This window comes from Sphingomonas sp. Leaf257 (assembly GCF_001422185.1).
Lineage (GTDB): Bacteria > Pseudomonadota > Alphaproteobacteria > Sphingomonadales > Sphingomonadaceae > Sphingomonas > Sphingomonas yabuuchiae.
Window position 1 is genome coordinate 116,098 of record NZ_LMMH01000001.1, and the last position, 22,595, is coordinate 138,692.

Annotated in this window: 24 protein-coding genes; 10 read left to right on the forward strand and 14 right to left on the reverse strand. The window is 66.7% G+C overall.

The window, feature by feature from the left end; translation table 11 throughout:
• Window positions 1-16: 16 nt before the first annotated feature.
• The gene (locus ASF14_RS00500; protein ID WP_056430038.1) at window positions 17-1,036 is read left to right on the forward strand and encodes a class 1 fructose-bisphosphatase; all 1,020 of its coding nucleotides are present in this window, start codon (window positions 17-19) and stop codon (window positions 1,034-1,036) included.
• Between the two features lie 273 nt (window positions 1,037-1,309).
• On the opposite strand, the gene ASF14_RS00505 is transcribed toward ASF14_RS00500, so the two are convergent.
• The 9 genes from ASF14_RS00505 to ASF14_RS00545 form a co-directional block, all read right to left on the reverse strand.
• On the reverse strand, window positions 1,310-2,338 hold the full coding sequence (locus ASF14_RS00505) for a LacI family DNA-binding transcriptional regulator (RefSeq protein ID WP_056430041.1): 1,029 nt from the start codon (window positions 2,336-2,338) through the stop codon (window positions 1,310-1,312).
• A gap of 144 nt (window positions 2,339-2,482) precedes the next feature.
• Entirely contained in the window at window positions 2,483-4,165 is a 1,683-nt protein-coding gene (locus ASF14_RS00510; RefSeq protein ID WP_056430044.1) for a GMC family oxidoreductase, read from the reverse strand.
• A 30-nt stretch (window positions 4,166-4,195) separates the two neighbouring features.
• Window positions 4,196-5,029 (reverse strand): sugar phosphate isomerase/epimerase family protein, encoded by an 834-nt coding sequence (locus ASF14_RS00515; RefSeq protein WP_056430047.1) that lies wholly within the window; start codon window positions 5,027-5,029, stop codon window positions 4,196-4,198.
• Window positions 5,026-5,610, reverse strand: coding sequence for a gluconate 2-dehydrogenase subunit 3 family protein (locus ASF14_RS00520; protein ID WP_056430049.1), 585 nt, complete (start codon window positions 5,608-5,610; stop codon window positions 5,026-5,028). Before ASF14_RS00520 ends, ASF14_RS00515 begins: the two co-directional genes overlap by 4 nt.
• Window positions 5,607-6,428: a 3-keto-disaccharide hydrolase gene (locus tag ASF14_RS00525; RefSeq protein ID WP_156360959.1), complete on the reverse strand. Its 822-nt coding sequence runs from the start codon at window positions 6,426-6,428 to the stop codon at window positions 5,607-5,609. Before ASF14_RS00525 ends, ASF14_RS00520 begins: the two co-directional genes overlap by 4 nt.
• 17 nt (window positions 6,429-6,445) lie before the next feature.
• A complete protein-coding gene (locus ASF14_RS00530; RefSeq protein WP_056430056.1) occupies window positions 6,446-7,366 on the reverse strand; it encodes a hydroxypyruvate isomerase family protein in 921 nt (306 codons plus the stop codon).
• A complete protein-coding gene (locus tag ASF14_RS00535) occupies window positions 7,363-8,667 on the reverse strand; it encodes an MFS transporter (RefSeq protein ID WP_056430057.1) in 1,305 nt (434 codons plus the stop codon). Before ASF14_RS00535 ends, ASF14_RS00530 begins: the two co-directional genes overlap by 4 nt.
• Window positions 8,668-8,736: 69 nt before the next feature.
• Complete coding sequence (locus ASF14_RS00540; protein WP_056431253.1) at window positions 8,737-9,777, reverse strand: sugar phosphate isomerase/epimerase family protein; 1,041 nt, start codon at window positions 9,775-9,777, stop codon at window positions 8,737-8,739.
• A gap of 26 nt (window positions 9,778-9,803) precedes the next feature.
• Window positions 9,804-10,157, reverse strand: coding sequence for a c-type cytochrome (locus tag ASF14_RS00545; protein WP_184104058.1), 354 nt, complete (start codon window positions 10,155-10,157; stop codon window positions 9,804-9,806).
• 163 nt (window positions 10,158-10,320) lie between these two features.
• On the opposite strand from ASF14_RS00545, the gene ASF14_RS00550 reads away from it, so the two are divergent.
• Together ASF14_RS00550 and ASF14_RS00555 are read left to right on the forward strand one after the other, a co-directional pair.
• The gene (locus ASF14_RS00550) at window positions 10,321-11,508 is read left to right on the forward strand and encodes a Gfo/Idh/MocA family protein (RefSeq protein ID WP_056431259.1); all 1,188 of its coding nucleotides are present in this window, start codon (window positions 10,321-10,323) and stop codon (window positions 11,506-11,508) included.
• Window positions 11,509-11,534: 26 nt separating this feature from the next.
• On the forward strand, window positions 11,535-11,987 hold the full coding sequence (locus ASF14_RS00555) for a nuclear transport factor 2 family protein (RefSeq protein ID WP_056430063.1): 453 nt from the start codon (window positions 11,535-11,537) through the stop codon (window positions 11,985-11,987).
• Between the two features lie 17 nt (window positions 11,988-12,004).
• Here the strand turns inward: ASF14_RS00555 and ASF14_RS00560 are convergent, their stop codons facing one another.
• Window positions 12,005-12,484 carry a DUF4126 family protein gene (locus ASF14_RS00560; RefSeq protein ID WP_082441997.1) on the reverse strand — a complete coding sequence of 160 codons (480 nt, stop codon included), beginning with the start codon at window positions 12,482-12,484 and terminating at the stop codon, window positions 12,005-12,007.
• A gap of 101 nt (window positions 12,485-12,585) precedes the next feature.
• Between ASF14_RS00560 and ASF14_RS00565 the strand changes: the two genes are divergently transcribed.
• From ASF14_RS00565 to ASF14_RS00575, 3 genes are all read left to right on the forward strand, one after another.
• The gene (locus ASF14_RS00565) at window positions 12,586-12,783 is read left to right on the forward strand and encodes a hypothetical protein (protein ID WP_056430065.1); all 198 of its coding nucleotides are present in this window, start codon (window positions 12,586-12,588) and stop codon (window positions 12,781-12,783) included.
• Between the two features lie 6 nt (window positions 12,784-12,789).
• Window positions 12,790-13,746 (forward strand): aldo/keto reductase, encoded by a 957-nt coding sequence (locus ASF14_RS00570; protein ID WP_056430068.1) that lies wholly within the window; start codon window positions 12,790-12,792, stop codon window positions 13,744-13,746.
• A gap of 69 nt (window positions 13,747-13,815) precedes the next feature.
• Window positions 13,816-14,175: a response regulator gene (locus tag ASF14_RS00575; RefSeq protein ID WP_168371482.1), complete on the forward strand. Its 360-nt coding sequence runs from the start codon at window positions 13,816-13,818 to the stop codon at window positions 14,173-14,175.
• Between the two features lie 28 nt (window positions 14,176-14,203).
• On the opposite strand, the gene ASF14_RS00580 is transcribed toward ASF14_RS00575, so the two are convergent.
• A complete protein-coding gene (locus ASF14_RS00580) occupies window positions 14,204-16,252 on the reverse strand; it encodes a putative bifunctional diguanylate cyclase/phosphodiesterase (protein WP_056430073.1) in 2,049 nt (682 codons plus the stop codon).
• Between the two features lie 69 nt (window positions 16,253-16,321).
• The gene (locus ASF14_RS00585) at window positions 16,322-17,716 is read right to left on the reverse strand and encodes a helix-turn-helix domain-containing protein (protein WP_056430077.1); all 1,395 of its coding nucleotides are present in this window, start codon (window positions 17,714-17,716) and stop codon (window positions 16,322-16,324) included.
• Window positions 17,717-17,902: 186 nt separating this feature from the next.
• Here ASF14_RS00585 and aceA point away from each other — a divergent pair, with 186 nt between their 5' ends.
• The 4 genes from aceA (at window position 17,903) to ASF14_RS00600 (ending at window position 21,139) form a co-directional block, all read left to right on the forward strand.
• Window positions 17,903-19,180 (forward strand): isocitrate lyase, encoded by a 1,278-nt coding sequence (aceA, locus tag ASF14_RS00590; protein ID WP_056431264.1) that lies wholly within the window; start codon window positions 17,903-17,905, stop codon window positions 19,178-19,180.
• 25 nt (window positions 19,181-19,205) lie between these two features.
• Window positions 19,206-19,364 carry a hypothetical protein gene (locus ASF14_RS21775; RefSeq protein ID WP_167345467.1) on the forward strand — a complete coding sequence of 53 codons (159 nt, stop codon included), beginning with the start codon at window positions 19,206-19,208 and terminating at the stop codon, window positions 19,362-19,364.
• Between the two features lie 162 nt (window positions 19,365-19,526).
• The gene (locus ASF14_RS00595) at window positions 19,527-20,486 is read left to right on the forward strand and encodes a cation diffusion facilitator family transporter (RefSeq protein ID WP_056430079.1); all 960 of its coding nucleotides are present in this window, start codon (window positions 19,527-19,529) and stop codon (window positions 20,484-20,486) included.
• A gap of 8 nt (window positions 20,487-20,494) precedes the next feature.
• Window positions 20,495-21,139 carry a hypothetical protein gene (locus ASF14_RS00600; protein ID WP_056430082.1) on the forward strand — a complete coding sequence of 215 codons (645 nt, stop codon included), beginning with the start codon at window positions 20,495-20,497 and terminating at the stop codon, window positions 21,137-21,139.
• Here the strand turns inward: ASF14_RS00600 and ASF14_RS00605 are convergent.
• Window positions 21,091-21,705: a DUF4893 domain-containing protein gene (locus ASF14_RS00605; protein WP_056430085.1), complete on the reverse strand. Its 615-nt coding sequence runs from the start codon at window positions 21,703-21,705 to the stop codon at window positions 21,091-21,093. The genes ASF14_RS00600 and ASF14_RS00605 overlap by 49 nt on opposite strands.
• On the reverse strand, window positions 21,702-22,487 hold the full coding sequence (locus ASF14_RS00610) for a 3-hydroxybutyrate dehydrogenase (RefSeq protein WP_056430087.1): 786 nt from the start codon (window positions 22,485-22,487) through the stop codon (window positions 21,702-21,704). The genes ASF14_RS00605 and ASF14_RS00610 overlap by 4 nt, the downstream gene beginning before the upstream one ends.
• Between the last annotated feature and the right edge of the window lie 108 nt (window positions 22,488-22,595).

Here is a 22,595-nt window from a genome sequence, read left to right on the forward strand (position 1 = left end):
GGGAGCATTCGCGACGATGACGACACCGCGCCAGACGACGCTGACCCGTTTCCTGATCGAGGAGCAGCGCCGCTCCGAAGAGACCTGCCCCGCCGAGCTGCGCCTGCTGATCGAAACCGTCGCCCGCGCGTGCAAGGCGGTGAATCAGGCGATTTCCAAGGGCGCGCTGGGCGATGTGCTCGGCAGCCTGGGCAGCGAAAACGTGCAGGGCGAGGTCCAGAAGAAGCTGGACGTGATCGCCAACGACCTGCTGCTCGATGCGAATGAATGGGGCGGGCATCTGGCCGCGATGGCGTCGGAGGAGATGGAGACGATCCACCGAATCCCCAATCGCTTCCCGCGCGGCGAATATCTGCTGCTGTTCGATCCCATCGACGGATCGAGCAATGTCGATGTCGACCTGTCGGTCGGCACCATCTTCTCGGTCCTGCGCGCGCCCGAGGATTGCGCGGGCCGGGAAGTGACCGAGGCGGACTTCCTCCAGCCCGGCCGCGCACAGGTGGCGGCGGGCTATGCCATTTACGGACCGCAGACGTTGCTGGTCCTGACGGTCGGCACCGGCGTCTACGAGTTCACGCTAGACCGCGAGATCGGATCGTGGCGGCTGACCGACGGGCCGATGCGTATCCCCACCGGCACCAAGGAATTTGCGATCAACATGGCGCGCCGCCGCCAATGGTCGCCCGGCATCGCCCGTTATATCGAGGAGCGTATCCTGGGCACCGAAGGGCCCCTGGGCGAGGATTACAATATGCGCTGGACCGCCTCGATGGTGGCGGACGTGCACCGTATCCTCAAGCGCGGCGGGGTGTTCCTCTATCCGGGCGACCACCGCAAGGACGGCAAGGCCAAGCTGCGCCTGCTCTATGAGGCGAACCCGATGAGCTTCCTGATCGAACAGGCGGGCGGCGCGTCGATCGACGGCGCGATCCCGATCATGGATGTCGAGGCGGTCGGCCTGCACCAGCGCGTCGGCGTGGTGCTGGGCGATCCCGAAGAGGTAGCGCTGGTCGCGGATTATGGCCGGACGGGGTAAACCCGGTCGCCCTCCTTCTCCTATCAGTTCCCCGGCGAAGGCCGGGGCCCAGTTGCAGTGAATGATCGGGGGCGGGGTGGATTGGCCTCCCCCGCCTCGCGGTGCGCTCCACACGCTTGATGGCGCCTGGGCCCCGGCCTTCGCCGGGGAACGGGGGTTTGTGAAACGCCCATCCCCCTCCCCCGTTCAGCCTGAGCGAAGTCGAAGGCCAAGGGATTCGGGTAGCGCCAGGGCGTGCACTTCGACTTCGCTCAGTGCGAACGGTTCAGGGATTTATCCCCGCCCCACCGACTCCCGCACCACCAGTTCGAAATCCACCACCTGGTCCTCCACCACCCGCGAGCGCAGCGCCGCCAGCACCTGCTCGACCGCGCGGAAGGCCATGTCGCCGACCGGCTGGCGGATCACGGTCAGCGGCGGCCAAAGCCGCGCCGCGATCGCGGTATCGTCGAACCCGGTGACGGCCAGTTCGTCCGGCAGGCGCAGGCCCCGGCGCGACGCCTCGCCGATCAGCCCCGCCGCCATGTCGTCGCTGCTGCACAGGATCGCGCTCGGTCGGTCGGGCCGGTCGAGCAGCCCCCGGCCCGCCGCCGCGCCCGCCGCCGGATCGAACCCGGCGCGCACGACCAGCGACGGGTCGTAATCCAGTCCGTTCGCCGCCAGCCCGTCGCGAAACCCCGCCAGCCGCTCATCGGCCACGGAGAAATGCTGCGGCCCCGCCAAAAAGCCGATGCGGCGATGCCCGGCCTGCACGACATACGCGGTCATCGCCGCCATCGCCGCGCGATTGTCGATCCGGACGGTCGCCATGTCGGGCATGGTCTGCCCTGTCGCGATCGCCGCCGCCGCGACGCCCAGTTCCTCGAACAGTCCCGACCCGCTCAGCAACTCGGCAAAGGGGGGCAGGAGCAGCACCGCCGCCGCGCCGCTCTGCACCAGCGTGCGCAGCGCCGCCTCGGCCGCTTCGCGGGTCAGTCCTTCCTCACCTTGCGCGATGAATTGCAGGCCGCGCGCATTGCTCGCCCGCAGCGCGCCGAGCAGCACCGAGTCGATGAAGGGTGTGCCCTTGTCGCTGTACAAAAGCCCCAGCGTCGTCGCGCGCGCCTTGGCCAGTCGCCGCGCCGCGACATTGGGGACATAACCCAGCGCCTCGATCGCCGCGAGCACCGCCGCGCGCGTCGTCGGGCTGACCCGGCCAGCGCCGTTGATGACGTTGGACACGGTCATCGCCGACACCCCCGCCCGTTCACCGACCGCGCGGATGGTGACACCTTCGGGGCGTTTGCCGACGTTAGTCGCCATTCCCTATTCCTCCCCTGTAAGGGGAGGGGGACCATCCGAAGGATGGTGGAGGGGTGTCCCCCTTTCGATAGCGGGACACCCCTCCGTCAGGCCTTCGGCCTGCCACCTCCCCTTGCAGGGGAGGAATGAGGATCACGCCATAGATCAAACCGCCCCCGCCTTCAGCCCCTTGACCGCATGATCCGCCGCGCGTGCGGTCAGCGCCATGAAGGTCAGCGAGGGGTTCACGCACGACACCGACGCCATCTGCGCCCCGTCCGTGACATAGAGGTTCGACGCGTCATGCGCCTGGCTCCATTTGTTGAGTACCGACTGGCGCGGGTCCGCACCCATGCGCGCGCCGCCCATCTCGTGGATCGCATCGCCCGGGACATGCTCGGACTCGCCGCTGGTCACGTTCTTCATGCCCGCCGCGCGCAGCATCGCCTCGCCCTCGCGCCGGGCATCGGCCATCATCTTCAGCTCATTGTCGCGGAAGGTCACGTCGAACTTCATCAGCGGCACGCCGAAGCGATCGACCTTGCTCGAATGCAGCGACACGCGATTATCCTCATAGGGCAGGCATTCGCCGAACGCGCCCATGCTGAACTGCCACGGGCCATAGCGGCGCATGCCATGCTTCATCTCCGCCCCGAAGCCGACCGGCTTGGCCGCGTTGCGATAGGCCGAACCCTGATAGCCATAGCCGCGCCGGAAGCCGAGCCCCTCATCGCCCTTCAGGTTGCGGAAGCGCGGGACGTACACGCCGCCCGGACGACGGCCATATTCGATCAGGTCGTCCATGCCGGGAATCTCGCCCGACACGCCGACGCGGAAGATATGGTCCATGACATAGCGGCCCAGCGTCCCGCTGCTGTCGAAATGGCTTCGCTCCGAACCCGGCGCCCGCGAGTTCATCAGGATCTGCACCGACCCCATCGCCGAGGCGCAGACGAAGACCAGGTTGGCGCTGACCGTCTGCGACTGTCCGGTCTTGGCATCGACATAGCGGACGCCAGTCACCTTCTTCTTCGCCGGATCATAGTCGATCCCCGTCACCACCGCATCCGACTGAAGCGTCAGTCGCCCGGTCGCGCGCGCGGCGGGCAGGGTCACGGCCTGGGTCGAGAAATAGGCGCCGAACGAGCAGCCATTGCCGCACTGGTTGCGGAACTGGCATTTGGTGCGGTTCTGGTCGGGTTTGTCCTCGGTCATGTTGGACAGGCGGGTGTGGATCAGCTTGCGCCCCGGAAACTGGCTTTCCAGCCGTTCCTTCAGCCACTTTTCCGCGACGTTCATCGGCATCGGCGGCTGGAATTCGCTATCGGGGAGATAGGGCAGGTTCTCGCGCGAGCCCGAGACGCCGATGTATTTCTCGACATAGGAATACCAGGGCGCGACATCGTCGTACCGGATCGGCCAGTCGGCGGCGACGCCCTCACGCTTGTTGGCCTCGAAATCGTCGGCGCTCCAGCGGAAGGACCAGCGGCCCCAGATCAGCGACTTGCCGCCAACCGCACCGGGCCGGATCCAGTAGAATTTGCTCCCCTCGTCATAGGCATAGGGGTTCAGCCGGTCGTCATTGTAGAATTTCTGGTTGCTGGGCGCGACATAGCCCTGCTTGGCGATGAAATAATCGCTGTCCAGCAACGGCTTGGGCATGATGTTGCGCGCCGGGACCTCGAAGGCGGGCTTGCCGTCATAGGGATAACCCTCGCCATGCTCGACCATGACGCCCCGGTCGAGCATCAGGACGCGCAGGCCCTTTTCGGTCAGTTCCTTGGCGGCGAACCCGCCGCTGATCCCCGACCCGATCACGATCGCGTCGAAACGGTTCGTCGCCGCCATGGCTGTCCTCCCTATATCTGTCTTATCGTTTTAGAATCGAAGCGCTTGCAGCGTCCGGTAGCTGGTCGTGATGTCGGGCAGATAAGGCGCGGGCGCCTGATCATTCTCGACATAGAAATGCTTCACGCCCGCCAGCCGGTTGAGCTTGAAGAGCGCGGCAAAGTCGATTTGCCCCGCACCCACCGCCGTCATGCTGCCATCGGCACGCGCATCCTTGACGTGATAGGCATAGATTCGCCCGGCCAGCCGCCGGATCAGCGCCGCGGCATCCTCGCCCGCATGGATCGCCCAATAGAGGTCGATCTCCAGCTTCACGAGCGCCGGATCGGTGCCCTTGAGCAGCCGGTCGTACAGGCTGATGCCGCCGGGCTTGTTGGTGAATTCGAAGTCGTGATTGTGATAGGCAAAGCCCAGACCCGCCTTCTTCAACTGCGCGGCAAAGCGGTTGATGTTGGGCAAAGCCGCATTCCAGCCCGCCTCGGTCCGATGCTCGTCGGTCATATAGGGCAGGATGACGGTATCGGCACCCAGCGTCTTCGCCATGGTCACGCACGCATCGAACTTGCCGAGCAGGGACTCATAAGGGACGTGGATCGACGGCGCTTTCAGGCCCAGCCGGTCCTGCGTGTGGCGGAGCATGGCATGATCCATCGCGTCATAACCGCCCCCGCCATATTCGACCTCGCGATAGCCGATCCTGGCCACCGCCTCCAAGGTCTTGACCGGATCGGCCGCGAACAGCTCGCGGATCGTATAGAGTTGAAGCCCGATGGCCCCGAGCTGCGCGGCCTGCGCCATGCCCGGCAGCAGCGCGGCCGCGCCCAGGCCCAGCCCTGCGCCCATCAGCGAACGACGATCGATCATGCCGAATACACCTTGTTGACCTTGGAATAGGGATAGGCGCCGTCATATTCGCCGGGCACCGGCAGATATTCGCGTTCCTGCGTGATGCCGATCTCCGACGTGTAATAGCCGGTGATGACCAGCTGCCGGAACGGCTCGAAGAACGCCCGCCCCTCCGGCAGCACGCCCTCCATCGCCTCGGTCAGCAACGTGTCCTGTTGCGCCGCTGTCGCCTTGGCGGCGGCCAGTTTGTTGACGCTCTGACTGCGCGCCTCGATCGCGTTCAGTCCGGCTATGATCGGCACCCGGTCGGCGGGCAGCGACCAGTCGGCCAGCATCTTCTCGATGAACGCCGGCACCCCGGCCGCGATCGCGCCGGGCGTGTCGGTGGTCGGCAGCACGCGCTCCGCCAGCGCAGTCATCGTCGCGCGCTGGACGGGGGTAAAGACCGCGACGCTGGGCGGCCCATCCGAGATGACGGGGATGGTGCCGCGCGCCTGCTCCACCGCACCCGCCGCCCGCGCGATGGGCGCGAACAGCGCGGAGCCGAACATGGCGGTGATCCCCGCCAGGGCGTGTCTGCGGTCGATATGGGGGGTCATCGGGCATCCTCCGGCAGGTCCTGCGCGATCGCCTCGGGCGGCAGCGGGCGGACCCAGATATTGCGGAACGAGACGGGCGAGTCGTGATCCTGAAGCTGGATCGGCGCGGCATCGCCATGCGCCTGATATTTCTCGACCTGCCGCCAGATGGTGGTGCCCAGCATCGCCTGATGATTCTGGACGACCACGCCGTTCAGAAACGCCGTGACATAGGCGGGGCGGAGCAGCTTGCCGTCCGCCGCGAAGCGCGGCCGCTCGAAGACGATGTCATAGCTCTGCCATTCGCCGGGCTTGCGCGCGGCGTTCACCAGCGGCGGCTTCCAGGCATAGACCGCGCCGACCTGGCCATCGGCATAGGTCGGGTTGTCATACCCGTCGAGGATCTGGACCTCATAGCGCTGCATGAACCAGATGCCGCTATTGCCCCGGTCCTGCGACGCTTTCCGCGGCGGGTTGGGCGAGCGGAATTCGAGGTGAAGCTGCACGTCGCCGAAGCTCTGCTTGCTGACCAGCACGCTCTCGGCCTTGCCGTCGCGCGCGGGCACGGTCATCGCGCCGTCTTTCAGCACCCAAGGCTTGCCGCTGGGCGTCCAGGCCTCCATCGAGCGTCCGTCGAACAGCACCACCGCATCGGACGGCGCGCCGCCGGGTTCCGCGGCGGGGGTGACGACCTTCGGTGCGGGCCGGTCGGGATCATGGACATGCCATTTCCTGCCGGGCAACATCGGCGTATCGCGAAAGCCCATGCCGGGCTTGTCAGCTTTCTGCTCTTGCGCCGTGGCACCGCTCGCCACGGCCAATGCGATTAACGGTATCATCCGCATCGCTCCCCTCCTCATATTCTCGGATCGATCGCGCGGTACGCCGCGATCAGCCTGTCTTCGCCCGCGCGGCCCTTGATCGAATTGCCATGCTCCATGCCGATCACGCCCGTGTAGCCCTGCGCTTTCAGGAAACGGCAGACATTGGCGTAGTTGATCTCGCCGCTGCCCGGCTCGTTGCGGCCGGGATTGTCGCCGAACTGGATATAGCCGATCTCGTCCCAGCAGAGCTTCATCGTCGGGATCAGATTCCCCGACTGGATCTGCTCGTGATACAGGTCGGCCAGCACCTTCACGCCCGGACTGTTCGCCCCGCGCGCCACGGCATAGCCCTCCGCGATGGACTGCATGAACACGCCCGGATGGTTGGTCCGGGTGTTGAGCGGCTCCATCACCAGCGCTAGCCCATGCGGCGCGACGATATCGCCCGCGCGACGCATCACGTCGATGATCCGGCCCATCTGGATCGCGGGGTGCAGACGCTTGTCCATGAAGCCGGTGACGACGGTCATCCGCGTCGCGCCGACCCGCTTGGCGACATCGACCGCGCTGGTCACATCGGCCAGGAAAGCCTGCCGCTCGGCATCGTCGTCACCGCCCAGCAAGGGGCGTGATTCCGACCATTTGGGCATGGACGCGACGAACACGCCCATCGTCATCTTGCGGTCGCGCAGCGCCTTGGCGATCGCCTCCTGCTCCGCGACGGGGCGGAGGCGATATTCATTATCCTCCCACGCCCAGAAGCCCTGATCGGCGGCATAGGCGATCTGCTCGACCGAGCTGTCGCCCCGGCTGGCGAAGCTGCCCAGATGCGGTGCGAAGCCCAGGGTGAAGCGCGCGGCGTTGGACGATCGGCCCGATTTCTGCCCCCCCAGCGCAGCGGCGGGCACGGCGGCCGCAAGGCCACCCATGACGGTGCGACGCGACCAGCTCATGCGACACTCTCCGCAACGGGGCGACGGGGGCGGCGGCGCTCGGCCAGCCAGATGCCGCCGAAGACGAACAACAGGATCACCGGCACGATGGCGAGCCGCGCAAAGGACTGCGACGCCGCCGCATCCTCGACCTGACGCAGCGCTTCGCCGGTCAGCCGCTTGAACGCCTCCGGCCCACCGGCCAGTTCGACCTTGGCGGCGTCGAACATCGCGCCCAGTCGCGGCAAGACGAAGAAGCTGGACAGCGCGCCCGCCGATCCGACCAGCCCCAATGCCCAGGCGCCGCCGCGCGGATAACGCTCGGCGACCGAAGCCAGCATGGTCGGCCACATCGCGCAGACGCCCAGCCCCCACACGGTCGAGGCCAGGATCGCCGCCACCGGCGACTGCGCCCGCGACAGCAGGAACAGGCCGATGCCCGCCATCAGGCTCGACACCCAAAGCAGCCCCGGATTGGACAGCCGCCCCGCGATCCGCCCAGCGAAATGGCGGAACACGAACATCAGCGCGCTGACATAGACGAGTAGCAGGATGCCACGCATGCCGACCCGGCTGCTCAGCGCCACGTCGAGCCACTGGCCAGGCGCCAACTCGGACGCGGCGGTCAGGAACATCGCGGCGAACCAGACGAAGAAGCTCGGCCGCTTGAACACTTCCGCGATCATGCCGCCGAAGCCGACGTCGCGTACTTCGCGCGGCACCGGCGGGAAATGCGTCGTCGCCGCCATCACCAGCACGCCGAGCGCGGGGATCAGCACCAGCGCCATGATCGCCTGCCACGACAGGATTTCGGCCAGGAACACGCCCGCCAGCCCGCCGACGATCAGTCCGCCGGGATACCAAGCGTGGAGCACGTTCAGCCGGTGCGTCGTCTCTTCCGGATAAAGCCGCGCGGTCAGCGGGTTGATCGACGCCTCGGCCAGCCCCCAGCCGATGCCACTCAAAAGCATCCCGCCCCAGACGATGTGATAAACGCCCATGCCGGTCGCGACATGGCCTGCCCCGATGATTGCGGTGGTGCCGACCAGGAAGCACAGGCCGCAGCCGATCAGCATCTGCCGCGCGCCGATCCGATCGAGCAGCGCACTCGCCACGAACAGGGTCGCAGCAAAGCCGAGAAATGCCGATCCCAGCGCCGATCCGATCAACTCGCCCGCCTCGACCGGCGCGATGGGGTCGATCCATTGCGCTTTCAGGCTGCTCGCCACCGCCGCGCGCAAGGCCGCGCTTGCGGCGGCCGTGAACAGCGCCAGCACGCTCAGCCAGAACAGACGCGACCGATTGTCCGGTATCGCTTCCATGCCCCTCTCCCGCTTATGTTTTTTGTCAGACTTTACCTTCCGGGGCGGATGGTCAAGTCCTTGCAATCGTTAAAGTCCCAGCCAGCGCCGATTGGCGGCCGGATCGCCGCCACCCGCGAAATCGTCGAAGGCGCGTGTCGCCCGGCGGATCATGTGCGCGGCGATAAAGGGCGCCCCCTCCCGCGCGCCGTCTTCCGGGTGCTTCAGGCAGCATTCCCATTCCAGCACCGCCCAACCGGCATAGCCGTATTGGGTCAGCTTCGAGAAAATGCCCCCGAAATCCACCTGCCCGTCGCCCAGCGAACGGAAACGCCCCGGCCGGTCGACCCAGTCGCTATAGCTGCCATAGACGCCCGCCCGGCCGGTCGGGTTGAACTCGGCATCCTTGACGTGGAACATGCGGATGCGGTCGTGGTAAAAGTCGATGAATTGCAGATAATCCATTGCCTGCAGCACGAAATGGCTGGGGTCGTAGAGGATATTGGCGCGCTGATGACCGCCGACCGAATCCAGGAAGCGCTCGAAGGTCGTGCCGTCGTGCAGGTCTTCGCCGGGATGCAGCTCGTAGCAGAGGTCGACGCCCTCCTCCTCGAACGCATCCAGGATCGGGCGCCAGCGCTTTCCCAGCTCGGTAAAGCCTTCCGCCACCAGCCCGCCGGGTCGCTGCGGCCAGGGATAGACGAAGGGCCAGAGCAGCGCGCCGGAGAAGGTCGCGTGCGCGCTCAAGCCCAGCCGCCGACTGGCCTTGGCGGCGTAACGGAGTTGCTGAACCGCCCATTGCTGCCGCTCGGCCGGCTTGCCCCGAACGGCCTCCGGCGCGAAGCCATCAAAGGCGGCGTCATAGGCCGGGTGGACCGCGACCAGTTGCCCCTGCAAATGGGTCGACAATTCGGTGATCGCGACACCCGCCTCGGCACAGCGCCCGGCTAGGTCGTCGCAATAATCCTGACTTTCGGCGGCGAGCTTCAGGTCGATGCAGCGCGCATCCCAGGTCGGAATCTGCACGCCTTCATAGCCCGCCTCCGCCATCCAGCGCGCCGCCGAGTCGAGCGTGTCGAACGGTGCGGCGTCGCCCATGAACTGCGCCAGGAAGATACCCGGGCCGCGCATCGCCGACGAGGAGGCTCCGGCAGCGGTCACTTGGCGGTCTCGGCCTTGAGATAGGCGATCAGCGCGGCGCGCTTGGCGGGGTCGGCGACGCCGATCGGCATCCGGGTGCCCGGCACCTTCTTCATCGGCGCGGCGATGAACGCGTCCAGCGTCTTGTCGTCCCATTTCAGGCCCGACGCCTTCATCGCGGGCGAATAGTTGAAGCCCGCGACCGAGCCCGCCTGCCGCCCGAATACGCCGTTCAGATTGGGGCCGACACCGTTGCGCCCGCCCTTGTTAAGCGTGTGACAGGCCCGGCACGCAGCAAAGGCCTGCGCACCCGCGGCGGGGGCGGTCTGCGCGGTAGACGGTGCCTGCACGGCCAGGATACCGGCGACCATGGCCGGTACGGCGGCGGCCAGCCCGATCAGCTGCCTCATCCTTTCTCTCCCGAAATTTTCTTACCCAGACTCGCTGGTTGTTGCCGGAGTTTACCGCTAAACCGATGCCATGCAAGCACCGAATATCGCGTTATAAGCGATTGGGATGACAGGAGAGAGGATGATGGCGGGACGGAAGTTGCGGCTGGCCATGGCGGGCGGCGGCGAGGGCGCGTTCATCGGCGGCGTGCACCGGATGGCGGCGGCGCTGGACGGCGAGTGGGAGTTGGTCGCGGGCAATTTCAGCAGCGATCCCGAGCGCAATCGGCGTAGCGGCGAGCAACTTGGCCTGTCCCCCGACCGGGTCCACGCCACCATCGACGCCCTCCTTGCCGACGAACGCGCGCGGCCCGATGGCGAGCGGATCGATGCGGTTGCCATCGTCACCCCCAACCACCTCCACGCACCAATGGCGATCGCCGCGCTGAACGCCGGTTTCCCGGTGTTCAGCGAAAAGCCGATGGCGATGAATCTGGCAGAGGCGCGTGCCATTGCCGACGCCGCGCGCGCTTCGGGTCAGCTCTATGGCCTGGCCTTCACCTATAGCGGCTATCCGATGGTCGAGGAGGCGCGGGCACGCGTCGCGCGCGGCGATTTCGGGACCATCCGGCTGGTCCATGTCGAATATGTGCAGGGCTGGCTCAGCACCGCGCTCGACCGGGAGGGCAACAAGCAGGCCGAATGGCGCACCGATCCGGCACGCGCAGGGCTTGGCGGGGCGCTGGGCGATATCGGCACCCATGCCTTCCAACTGGCGGAGCATGTTACGGGCCTGAAGGTCGAGGCGCTGTCGGCCGATGTGACGACTCATGTCGCGGGGCGGATGCTTGACGACGATGTCAACGTACTCCTGCGCTTTGCCGAAGGCACACGCGGCACGCTGCGCGCGACGCAGGTGGCGGCGGGCGAGGAGAATGGCCTGCGTATCCGCATCCATGGCGAGACGGGCGGGCTGGAATGGTCGCAGATGGAACCGAACACGCTGACCCTGCGCTGGCTCGACCGCCCCGCCGAAATCGTCCGCGCGGGTGGGCCGGGGCTCAGCCCCACCACCCTGCCCCGCCTGCGCACCCCCTCGGGCCATCCGGAGGGCTATATCGAGGCGTTCGGGAACCTCTATCGCGCGGTGGCGGGATCTTTGCGCGCTGGTGGTCCGGCCAATGGCGAAGCCCCGGGCGAGGCGAATTGGTATCCGGGCCTGGAGCCGGGCCTGCGCACCATGGCGTTCGTCGAGGCCGTACTGGAAAGCGCACGATCGCAGGAGAAGTGGACGACGTTTCCTGCGGTAGACGTGGCGATGCTTCGCGGATAGCTTCCCCTCATTGGGGGGAAAGAAACATGCGGTCTTGGTACATCGTCGCCGGTCTGGCGCTGCTCGCAGGCACGGCGTCGGCGCAAGGGCCAAGCGATCCGGCGATCCTGAAGCTTGTCCAGTCGTTCAACGAGGCGCGCAACCGCTACGATGCGAAGGCGCTCGATGGCCTGCTGGCGGCGGATTATATTGAGGTCTCTCCGCTGGGGGAGATCGACCGGCGGCCGGCGGTCCTCACCTTCTACGCGCCCGAAAAGGCGAGGCAGGTGCCGCCCATGAACTTTCAGACACAGGACGTGCGCCGACATGGCGATAGCGCGATCGTCATCGGCTCGGTCGACTATACGCTGCCCAATCCCAATGGTGGCACGGTCACGCGCAGCGTCCGGGTGACCTATGTCGAGCAGCGGATCGGCCGGGAGTGGAAGATGATGTCGGTCCAATATACCGGCATTCAGCCACCCCGGCCCGCCTCCTGATCGGAGGCCGCATCGCCTCAGCCCGATGCGCGTCCTCGCACCACGCCGATCGCACCGGCCAGAACCGCCGCATCCTCGGCAAAGCCCGTCTTGGTCTGGCCATAGCGCCCCAGCGCCGCCATGCGACTACGCCAGCCGGGATAGGAGGAGATCACCGCCGTCACGCCGCCGATCGCCGCGCCCAGCCAGCGCTGTTTCGGGCTGGCCAGCGCTGCGCCCGCAATCGCCGAGGTCGTGAAGCGCGCCGCCAGGCCGATGGGCACGACGCGATCCGGCGCGGTCTTCTGCTTGTCGCCCGCCATCTCGCCGATCGCGAGCGCCAGCGTGCCCGCCGCAACAACGGGGTTGGCCAGCCAGCGGAGCACGCCCTTGCCGACCGGCAATTGCCCGCGCGCTGCCGCAATCGACACGGCGGCTAGCGGCGTCATGGCGCGCTGTCCGCCGACCAGGCCCATTTTGAACGGGGCGAGCAGCATGGCGTATCGGGAAACAGGCATCGCATTGACCTCATGATCGAAATCCAGGCCGCGACAACGCGCCCACCCCGCCGCCGGGTTCCCCCTTCCCCACCGCCCCCCGCTTTTGGCATGATGGCGACATGATCCGTATCCTGATGACCGCCGCGCTGCTGACGCTGGCCGCCTGTTCCTCCAACGACCAGCCCAAGGGATTGAGCGCAGCCGAGAATGATCAGCTGAACGATGCCGCCGCCATGCTCGATGCCAATGCGGTCGATCTGAACGCGATGGCGCCTTCGGACGTTGAGGACGAAAATCCCATCGATAACGAAAGCTGATACGCCATGACCGACACGCCGCTTCGCCGCCTGGGCTCGACCGACCTGATGATCGCGCCGCTGGTACTGGGCGGCAATGTCTTTGGCTGGACGGCCGACCGTGCGGCGAGCTTTGCGGTGCTCGACGCCTTTGTCGATCAGGGTGGCGTGATGATCGACACGGCGGACGTCTATTCCGCTTGGGTCGACGGGCACCAGGGCGGTGAATCGGAGGCCATGATCGGCGAATGGCTGAAGGCCAGCGGCAAGCGCGACCAGGTGCTGATCGCGACCAAGGTCGGGATGTTGCCCGGCGAAGGCGGCGAGAAGCTGGCCCCCGCCCGGATCGCGGCAGCGGCGGAGGCATCGCTGAAGCGACTCGGCACCGACCGGATCGACCTCTACTTCGCGCATCAGGACGACGAGGACCAGCCGCAGGACGCGGTGATGGAGGCTTTTGCCAAGCTGGTCGAGGCGGGCAAGGTGCGGGTGATCGGCGCCTCCAACTTCCACGCCGCGCGGCTGAAGTCCGCGAACGAGGCCGCCCGCGACGCCGGGCTGCCGCGCTATCATGTCCTGCAGCCCGAATATAATCTGGTCAGCCGCCACAAGTTCGAGGGCGAGTTGCAGGATTACTGCGTCACCGAGAATATCGGCGTCGTCCCCTATTACGGGCTGGCAGCCGGATTCCTGACCGGCAAGTACCGCAGCGACGCCGACCTGTCGCAAAGCGTGCGCGGTGCGAAAATGGGCGAGCTATTGCAGGGCAAGGGGGCTGCGGTACTGGCGGCGCTGGACGCGGTGGCGGAGGAGACTGGGGCCACCCCGGCGCAGGTCGCGCTCGCCTGGCTGATGGCGCAACCGGGGGTCACGGCGCCAATCGCCAGCGCGACGAGCGTGAAGCAGCTGTCCGAGCTGACGCCCGCCATGCGCCTGTCCCTGTCGGACACTCAGCTGGCCCAGCTGACGGACAGTGGCGCCTGACAATCGAATGAACGCAAAATTACACCTTTTTCGGAACAGATGCGGCGGCGCAGAATTAATGCACGTTATATGAAGGCCCCGACCATTTTGATCGTCGATGACCAGCCGCTTCTGTTGATGCACGTGCAGTTCGCGTTCGAAGATGCGGGTTATGTGGTGATCCAGGCGGACAGCGCGGATGAGGCGCTGCTCGCCCTGGATCGTCACCCGGAAATTTGCGCGATGTTCACCGACGTCGCGATGCCCGGTTCGATCGACGGCGCCGCACTCGCGGCCAAGGCCCACAAGTCGCATCCCCATGTGTCGATCATCGTCACGTCGGGCGAACAACGTCATGTTGCGGCCGACCTGCCCGCCGGGGTCCAGTTCGTACCCAAACCCTATACCGGGCACGACATCATCCGCATGATCGGAGAATGCGTCAGCTGACCACGGGCTTGGCCACCTCCGTTCCGGATCACGCCGCCTCGGCTAGATACGCCATCGGGCGACCGATCAAATAGCCCTGCACCTGATCGCATCCCAGATCGCATAGCGTCCGGTATTGCGCCTCGGTCTCCAGCCCCTCCGCCACGATGGGGATGTTCAGGCTGCGCCCCAGCCCGATCGAGGCGCGAACGATCGACAGGGCCGGGCCGTCCTGGTCCATCGCCTGGATGAAGCTGCGGTCGATCTTGATCTTGTCGAACGGAAATTGCTGAAGGCTGCTGAGCGAAGCGTAGCCGGTGCCGAAATCGTCCATCACGATTCCGACGCCCGCTGCGCGTAGCGTCGCCAGATTGGCGGTGGTGGCCTCGCGATTGTCGATCAGCACGCCTTCGGTCACTTCCACCTCGATCCGGCAGGGGTCGATGCCCTGGGAAGCGGTGGCGGCCAGCATCCGCTGGGCGAGGTTCGGTTCGCGAAGCTGTACCGGCGACAGGTTGATCGCCAGCATCCATTCGGCGGGCCAGGCCCGCGCCGTGGCCAGCGCATCGACAAACAGACGCTGCCCGATCTCGCCGATCAGGCCGCTTTCCTCCGCCAGACCGATGAACACATCCGGGCTGACCGGCCCCAACACCGGATGATCCCAACGCGCCAGCGCTTCCTGCCCGATGATCCGGCGCGACGCGCAGTCGGCGATCGGCTGATAGACCAGATGAAGTTCGCCGCGCGTGACGGCCTCGTGCAGTTCATGCGCCAGCCAGTGGCGCTGCCGCCGCTCCTCATCCATCGCCATGTCGTAACGGCGGGCGCAGTGACGACCATCGGCCTTGGCCCGATATAGCGCGATGTCGGCGCAGGCCTGAAGCTCGTCGGCCTCCAGCCCGTGGCGGGGCGACAGCGCGACGCCGATGCTCATCCGCACCGCCGGGCTCGCGAGATCTTCGGCGATGACGGCATAGATGCGACGCACCAGCGCCTCGGCATCCTCTTCTTCGGTGGTCAGATGATGGATGATCGCGAACTCGTCGCCACCGATGCGCGCGACCGTGTCGTCGCGACCGACCGACGCCGCCAACAGGTCGCTGGCGCGCTTGAGCAGGATGTCGCCGGCCGCATGGCCAAGCGTGTCGTTGACCCCCTTGAACCCATCGAGATCGATCGCCAGCAACGCGATCCTGCGGCCCGCCTGCAGTGCGGCATCCAGCCGGTCGGCAAAAACGACGCGGTTGGCCAGCCCGGTCAGGGAATCGTGATGCGCCAGATACTCGACCTGACGCTGGATACGTTCGCGTTCCTCGGCGGCGCGGGCCAGCATGTCCATGCCCCGCGCCAGCTCGCCCAGCTCGTCGCGGCGATGCAGCCATAACGGCACCAGCGGCTTTCCGGTGCTCATCGCGCGCATCCCCGCAACGATGTCCATCAGCGGCCGCATCACCCGGATGCGAAGCCAGAGGATCAGCCCGCTGACCAGGATGACGAGGAGCAGTCCGGCCAGCATCATCTGGGCCAGCACCCGCCGCGCCAGTGCCTCCACCTCACGGGTTTGCCAGGTCAGGCGGCGGCTAAGCTTTCCGTGCACCATCTCGCGATGATGCTCCATGTCGTGCAGCCGGGCGATGAACAGCGGCATGGTCCGCTTCAGCAAAGCCGGGTCGGCCGCAGCCTCGGCGATCACGCGCCGCGCGCTGTGCAGGAAGCGTCGTTCCGCCGACACCGCCGCAAGCTGGGCCGAGCGGATCGGGGGCGACATCCGGTCGTTGCGGACCACCGGCTCCGCCAGCCATGTCCGCGCCGTCGCATCCAGCCCCTGCCAGCGCTCGGCAGCTACGCTTTGTCCCCTTTCCGACCGACGCGTCAGGTCGCCGACCTGGATTCGGAAGTCGCGAAGTCGCGCGTCCCTCTTGTCATGCTGGTCCAGCAGGGACGCAATCTCATGGGTCGACCGGACCATGCTAAGCAACTGGTTGTTCAGCAGAAGTCCGCATCCACCCAGCGCCAGACTGACGCCCAGCACGATCGTCAGCATCGTCGCGAAACGGAATTCCAGGGATTGGATGCGACGACGAAGCCAGATCATGGTCAGTCGCGTATACAGTTTCCTCTTAAAATAGGTGAAGCAATCACGGCGAGCCTGCCCAATTCTGGTTCAGTCCTGCGCGAAGACCAGAGTATTGATCGGTCGGTCCCGTTCGTTGACGGTCAAGACCCGGCCGTTCATCGGCAAGGATCGTTGCGGACAGGCGGGGCGCGAACACTGGCGACACCCCGGGCCGATCGGCGTTGCCGCCTCGGTCAGCGGGTGGCCGCGCGCCGCCGCTACCTGCCCCGCGAGCCCGGCCTCTACACCCAGGACGATGGCGAACCGTGCCCGCACCCCGGATGCGTCACGCCCGGCCCGCTCCTGCGCGCGGGTGATCGTCGCAAAGCGGCTGCCGTCCGGCATCTCGACCAGTTGGAATATCGCCTCCCCCATCCGTTCGAACGCGGCAAAGACCTGCCAGAGCGGGCATCGCCCATCCGCCTCGACCAGCACCGCATTCGCCGACCCGGCATAGCGTTTGGACACCTGCCCCGCCCGGTCGATCCGCATCAGGAAAAAGGGCAGCCCGCGCGCGCCGACCCGTCCCAGCGTCGTCAGCCGATGGGCCAGTTGCTCGTGCGACACGCCGAAGCGCCGCGCCAGGATCTCCAGATCATAGCCGGTCGCCTCGCACGCCCGCAGGAACCGGGCATAGGGCATGACCAGCGCGGCCGCGAAATAGCGGTACAGATACCGCCGGAACAGCCGCTCGGCGAGCCGATCGCCAAAGGCCGCGCCGCGCGCCAGCGCCTCGATCTCGGCGCGCGCCTCCAGCTGGGCGAGTTGCGTCGCCAGGGCAAAGACCCGCGCCGGACCGTCCAGCATCTCGGACAGTTGCAATTGGCGCGCATGGAGGTCCAGCCGGGTCAACAGTTCGGGCAATATGTCGATCGGCAGGATACGGATGGTCAGCGCATGGCGGACGCGCAGCCGTTCGGCCAGCGTGGCATAGAGATCGCCTGCCCCCATGCGCAGTTCGTCGGCCAGCCCCTCGGCGGCGGCGTCCAGATCGGGGAAATGGTTGCGCCACCGCTCGATCTCGCGCCGGACACTCACGGTCGGGTCGGGGGTTGCCGGAGCCTCCGTTCCTCCACCGCCAGCCCCGGCGAGCCGGTCGAACGCGCGCGCAAACGCCTCCGCCCCGCCCGGCGCGGCCGCCAGCCATTCCTCCAGCTCGGCACGGTCGATCTCCAGATCGGCGAATAGCGGATCGGCCAGCCGCCGCCGCATCGCCGCCGCGCCGCCGCCCGGCGCGCCGCTGGTCAGCGCGCGCGGATCGAAATCGAACGTCTCGACCAGCCGGACCAGCAACGCGGCCGAAACGGGCCGCTGGTTGCGCTCGACCAGGTTCAGATAGCTGGGCGAGATATCCAGCATCTCCGCCATCGCCGCCTGCGACAGGCCGTTCTGCCGCCGCAGCCGCCGCACGGCATGGCCCGCAATGACCTTGGCTCCGCTCATCGCCGCTCTCCTTGCACACCAAGCTGCGCCGCGTTCGGGAGACTGTCAATTCTTTACAAGGCAACATTGCAAGATGGCAGGATCGGCGACGGCACGACGCGGTGGGACGCGCACCACCCCTTCTGGAACGATGATCCTCGCGGCAATCTCTCGGTCAAGAACAGTCAAATTGTAAAGGACGATGCGATGCCGAGCTTCCAGGATCTGATCCCCGCCCCCGCCGGACGGTTCGACGGCATCGCCCGTCCCTACACCGCCGCCGATGTCGCACGGCTGCGCGGATCGATCACGGTCGAGCATACGCTGGCCCGGCGTGGTGCGCTGAAGCTGTGGGAGTTGCTCCATTCGGAGGATTATGTCCCGGCACTCGGCGCCCTGTCGGGCAATCAGGCGATGCAGATGGTTCGCGCCGGGCTGAAGGCCATCTACCTCTCGGGCTGGCAAGTCGCGGCAGACGCCAACACCGCCGGACAAATGTATCCCGACCAGTCGCTCTACCCCGCCAATGCCGGGCCGGAACTGGCGCGGAAGATCAATGCGACGCTGGCCCGCGCCGACCAGATCGAACATGCCGAGGGCGGCGCGACGCGCGACTGGTTCGCGCCCATCGTCGCCGACGCCGAGGCCGGGTTCGGCGGGCCGCTCAACTGCCATGAAATCATGAAGGCCTATATCGCGGCAGGGGCGGCGGGCGTGCATTTCGAGGACCAACTGGCCTCGGAGAAGAAGTGCGGCCATCTGGGCGGCAAGGTGCTGATCCCGACACAGGCGCATATCCGCAACCTGGATGCCGCGCGGCTGGCGGCGGACGTGGCGGGCGTACCGACCGTCATCTGCGCGCGCACCGACGCCGAGAGCGCCCGGCTCATCACCTCGGATGTGGACGAGCGCGACCATGAATTCCTGACCGGCGAGCGGACGGCGGAGGGCTTTTTCCGCCTGAAGCCGGGCACCGGTGTCGACCATTGCATCCAGCGCGGCCTGGCCTTCGCGCCGCATGCCGATCTGTTGTGGTGGGAGACGTCCAAGCCCAATCTGGCGGACGCACGCCGCTTTGCCGAAGCGATCCGGCGCGAGCATCCGAACAAGGTGCTGGCCTATAATTGCTCGCCCAGCTTCAACTGGGAGGCCAATCTGGACCGCGACGACATCGCGCGTTTCCAGCGCGAGATCGGGGCGATGGGGTACAAATTCCAGTTCGTCACGCTCGCCGGGTTCCACCAGCTCAACTACGGCATGTTCGAGCTGGCGCGCGGATATCGGGATCGCGGCATGGCCGCCTATTCCGAGCTGCAACAGGCCGAGTTCGCCGCCGAGGCCAACGGCTATACCGCGACCCGCCACCAGCGCGAGGTGGGGACCGGCTATTTCGACCTGATCGCGCAGATCGCGGCGGGCGGCGACAGTTCGACCACCGCGCTCGCCGAATCCACCGAGGCCGCCCAGTTCGTCCAGGCCGCCTGACACCCATAACGAAGGAGAATATGCCATGCCGACCGAACCGCAACGCAGCCGCGCCGTCTTCTCCACCGAGGATTTCGCGCTGATGAAGGAAGCCATCGCCGAACACGTCAAGCGCGTCGCCGACGACCCCCGCTCGATCAAGTTCGCGCATCTCTACCACCGGCTGGGGCGGATCGCGTCCTGAGGTAATCCCTTGGCCTTCGACTTCGCTCAGGCTGAACGGCGGGCGGTACCAAGCTCATCACCCCCGTTCGCACTGAGCGAAGTCGAAGTGCACGCCGGTCCCTCTGCCAAACAGGGCTGCCGACCCAAGGAACAACCGCCCCCATCGCACGCTGTACCGGCCATGCCCGACACCGGCCTGACCGCACGCATCCGCGAGAATATCGTCCTGTACGGCGCGCTGGCGGCCAATCTGGCGATCGGCGTCGCCAAGTTCGTGGCGGCCGGGATCACCGGCTCCTCCTCGATGCTGACCGAGGGCGTGCATTCGGTGGTCGACAGCGGCAACCAGATTCTGCTGCTCTACGGCCAGAGGCGCGCCAAGCGCGGCCCCGATGCGATCCACCCCTTCGGCTATGGGCGAGAGCTGTATTTCTGGGCGTTCGTCGTCGCGATCCTGATCTTCGCGCTGGGCTCCGGCATCTCGATCTATGAGGGCTGGCTGCACATCAAGTCGCCCGAGCCGCTGCGTGATCCCACCGTCAACTATATCGTCCTCGCCATCGCCTTCGCACTGGAGGGGGCGAGCTGGGCCATCGCCGTGCGCGAATTCTCCCGCACCAAGGGCAATAGCGGGTGGTGGCGCGCCATCCATGATTCCAAGGACCCGCCGGGCTTCATCGTCCTGTTCGAGGATTCGGCGGCGCTGGCGGGCCTCGTCATCGCGGCGCTCGGCGTCTGGCTGTCGCACGAGACGGGCGACGCCCGGATCGACGGAATCGCCTCGATCCTGATCGGGCTGGTGCTGGGGCTGGTCGCGATCCTGCTCGCGCGCGAATCCAAGGGGTTGCTGATCGGCGAGCGTGCCGACCCGGAGGTGGTCGAGACGATCCGCGGCATCGTCGCCGCGCGTCCTTGGATCACCCATGTCAATCATGTCCGCACGATCCACACCGCGCCCGACAGCATCTTCGCCGCGATCAGCGCCGATTTCGTCGACAGCCTGCCCATGGGTGCGGCGGAGACGATGATCGAGGGGCTGGAGGACGATCTGCGGCGTGCCGTGCCCAGCCTGTCGTCCATCTATATCCGGCCCGAAAAATACGAGAATGCGGCTGCGGCGATCCCGCAACCTAGGTTATGAGGGCAGTCATGACGATGTTCCTGCGACTCGCAATGGCCCTGGCCCTGACGTTCGGCTGTGCGCTGCCCGCGCAGGCGGCGGTCACCATCACCTTCTGGAGCCATGAACTGGGCAACAGCTTCCCCCATGCCTTTTTCTCGCTGCGCGGCACGGTGGATGCGACGGGCCAGCCGGTCGACGCCAATTACGGCTTCACCGCCCGGTCGGTGTCACCCGCCATCCTGATGGGCACGGTCAAGGGACGGCTGGACATCTCCAAGCCCTTCTACGTCTCGACCAGCGACGCGCAGTTTTCCTATGTCATGACCGATGCCCAATATGGCGACATATTGGCGCTGGTCGCGGCCTGGGACGAGAAGACGGGCGACTCGCATTACAATCTGAACGATCGCAACTGCGTGCATTTCGTGCAGGAAGCAGCGCGGCGGCTGGGCCTGGTCGGGCTCGACCATCCCGAACTGATGAAGAAGCCGCGTTCCTATCTGAAGGCCGTGGCACAGGCCAATGCCGGCCGGGTCACGCCGATCGGCCAGCATGGCAAGGAGTATCTCGCCTCGCTCCCGCCGCTGCCCGCCGCGCCGGTCACGCCGTCTCCCGCCCCGGTTCAGGGTGCCAACGGCTCCAGTTCGAGTATGTCGACCACCGATTCATAAGCCGGATAGGGAAAGGCGATCCGCCAGTGGGTCGCATCGACCCGCTCCACCACGCCCGCCATGTCGCGCGCCCGGTCGCGGCCATAGGCATAGGACCGCTCCTCGTCCCCCAGGATCATCGTGCCCAGGAAGATGCTGCGCGCATCGGTATCGGGATAGAGACGCCCGGTCAGCCGCTGTGACCCGTCGATCTTGGTAAGCTGCTGGCCACCGCCCGCCACGCGGCAACGGAAATAGGGATAGGCGACATAGGTCAGCGTCGCGCGCCCCTGAGACCCCAGCTTGATCGTGCGACAGCGATAATCGCCATCGGGCAGCTTGGGGTCTGCGATCGAATAGTCGGGATCGGCCAGTTGCCCCAGCGCGGCGATCTCGGCCGTCGCCCCGCCCGCCCGCGCCTGTGCCAGCCCCTTGACCCAGGCGCTGCGCCAGCCGCGCAGGCGGATACGGTCATCCTCGGTCGCTGCCAGTCGCCAGTCATTGGCCTCTTCGACCCGCTGCGCCTGCGCGGCCGCCACGCCGCCCGCCGCCAGTGCCGTGCCGAGCAGGACCAGCGGCCACCTCACTGCGCGGTCCAGCCGCCATCGACGGACAGGTTGGCGCCGGTGATCGACTTCGCTTCGTCGCGGCAGAGGAACAGGGCCAGGGCCGCGACCTGTTCGATGGTGACGAATTCCTTGGTCGGCTGCGCCTTCAGCAGGACATCGTCGATCACCTGCTCGCGGCTAAGGCCCCGCGCCTTCATCGTGTCGGGAATCTGGTTCTCGACCAGCGGCGTCCAGACATAGCCGGGCGAGATGCAGTTGGCGGTGATGCCGTCGGTCGCGACCTCCAGCGCCACGGTCTTGGTGATACCGACCACGCCATGCTTGGCCGCGACATAGGCCGACTTGTTGGGGCTGGCGACCAGGCTGTGGGCCGAGGCGGTGGTGATGATCCGCCCCCAGCCCTTTTGCCGCATATGCGGGATCGCGGCGCGCATCATGTGCCAGGCCGAGGACAGGTTGATCGCGATGATCGCATCCCATTTCTCGACCGGAAACTCGGTGATCGGGGCGACATGCTGGATACCGGCATTGTTGATGACGATATCGACCGAGCCGGTTTCCTTCGCGGCGCGCTCGATCATCGCCTCGATCTGGTCGGGCCGGGTCATGTCGGCCGGGTCGTAAAGCGCCGCCGCACCGCTGACCTGTTCAAGGGCGGCGCGGTTCGCCTCGATCGCATCCGCCTCGCCAAAGCCGTTCAGCACGACCGCCGCGCCCTCCGCCGCCAGCGCCTTGGCATAGGCCAGGCCAATGCCCGAGGTGGAACCCGAGATCACCGCCGTCTTGCCCTTCAGGAACATGCCATTCTCCCGTGCTATGCACCGCACCATGCGATCAGATACCGACCCGTGCAACCGCCGGAAGGCTTTGCGGGTTCAACCATCCGGCGAAGACCCGCATAGGCGGGC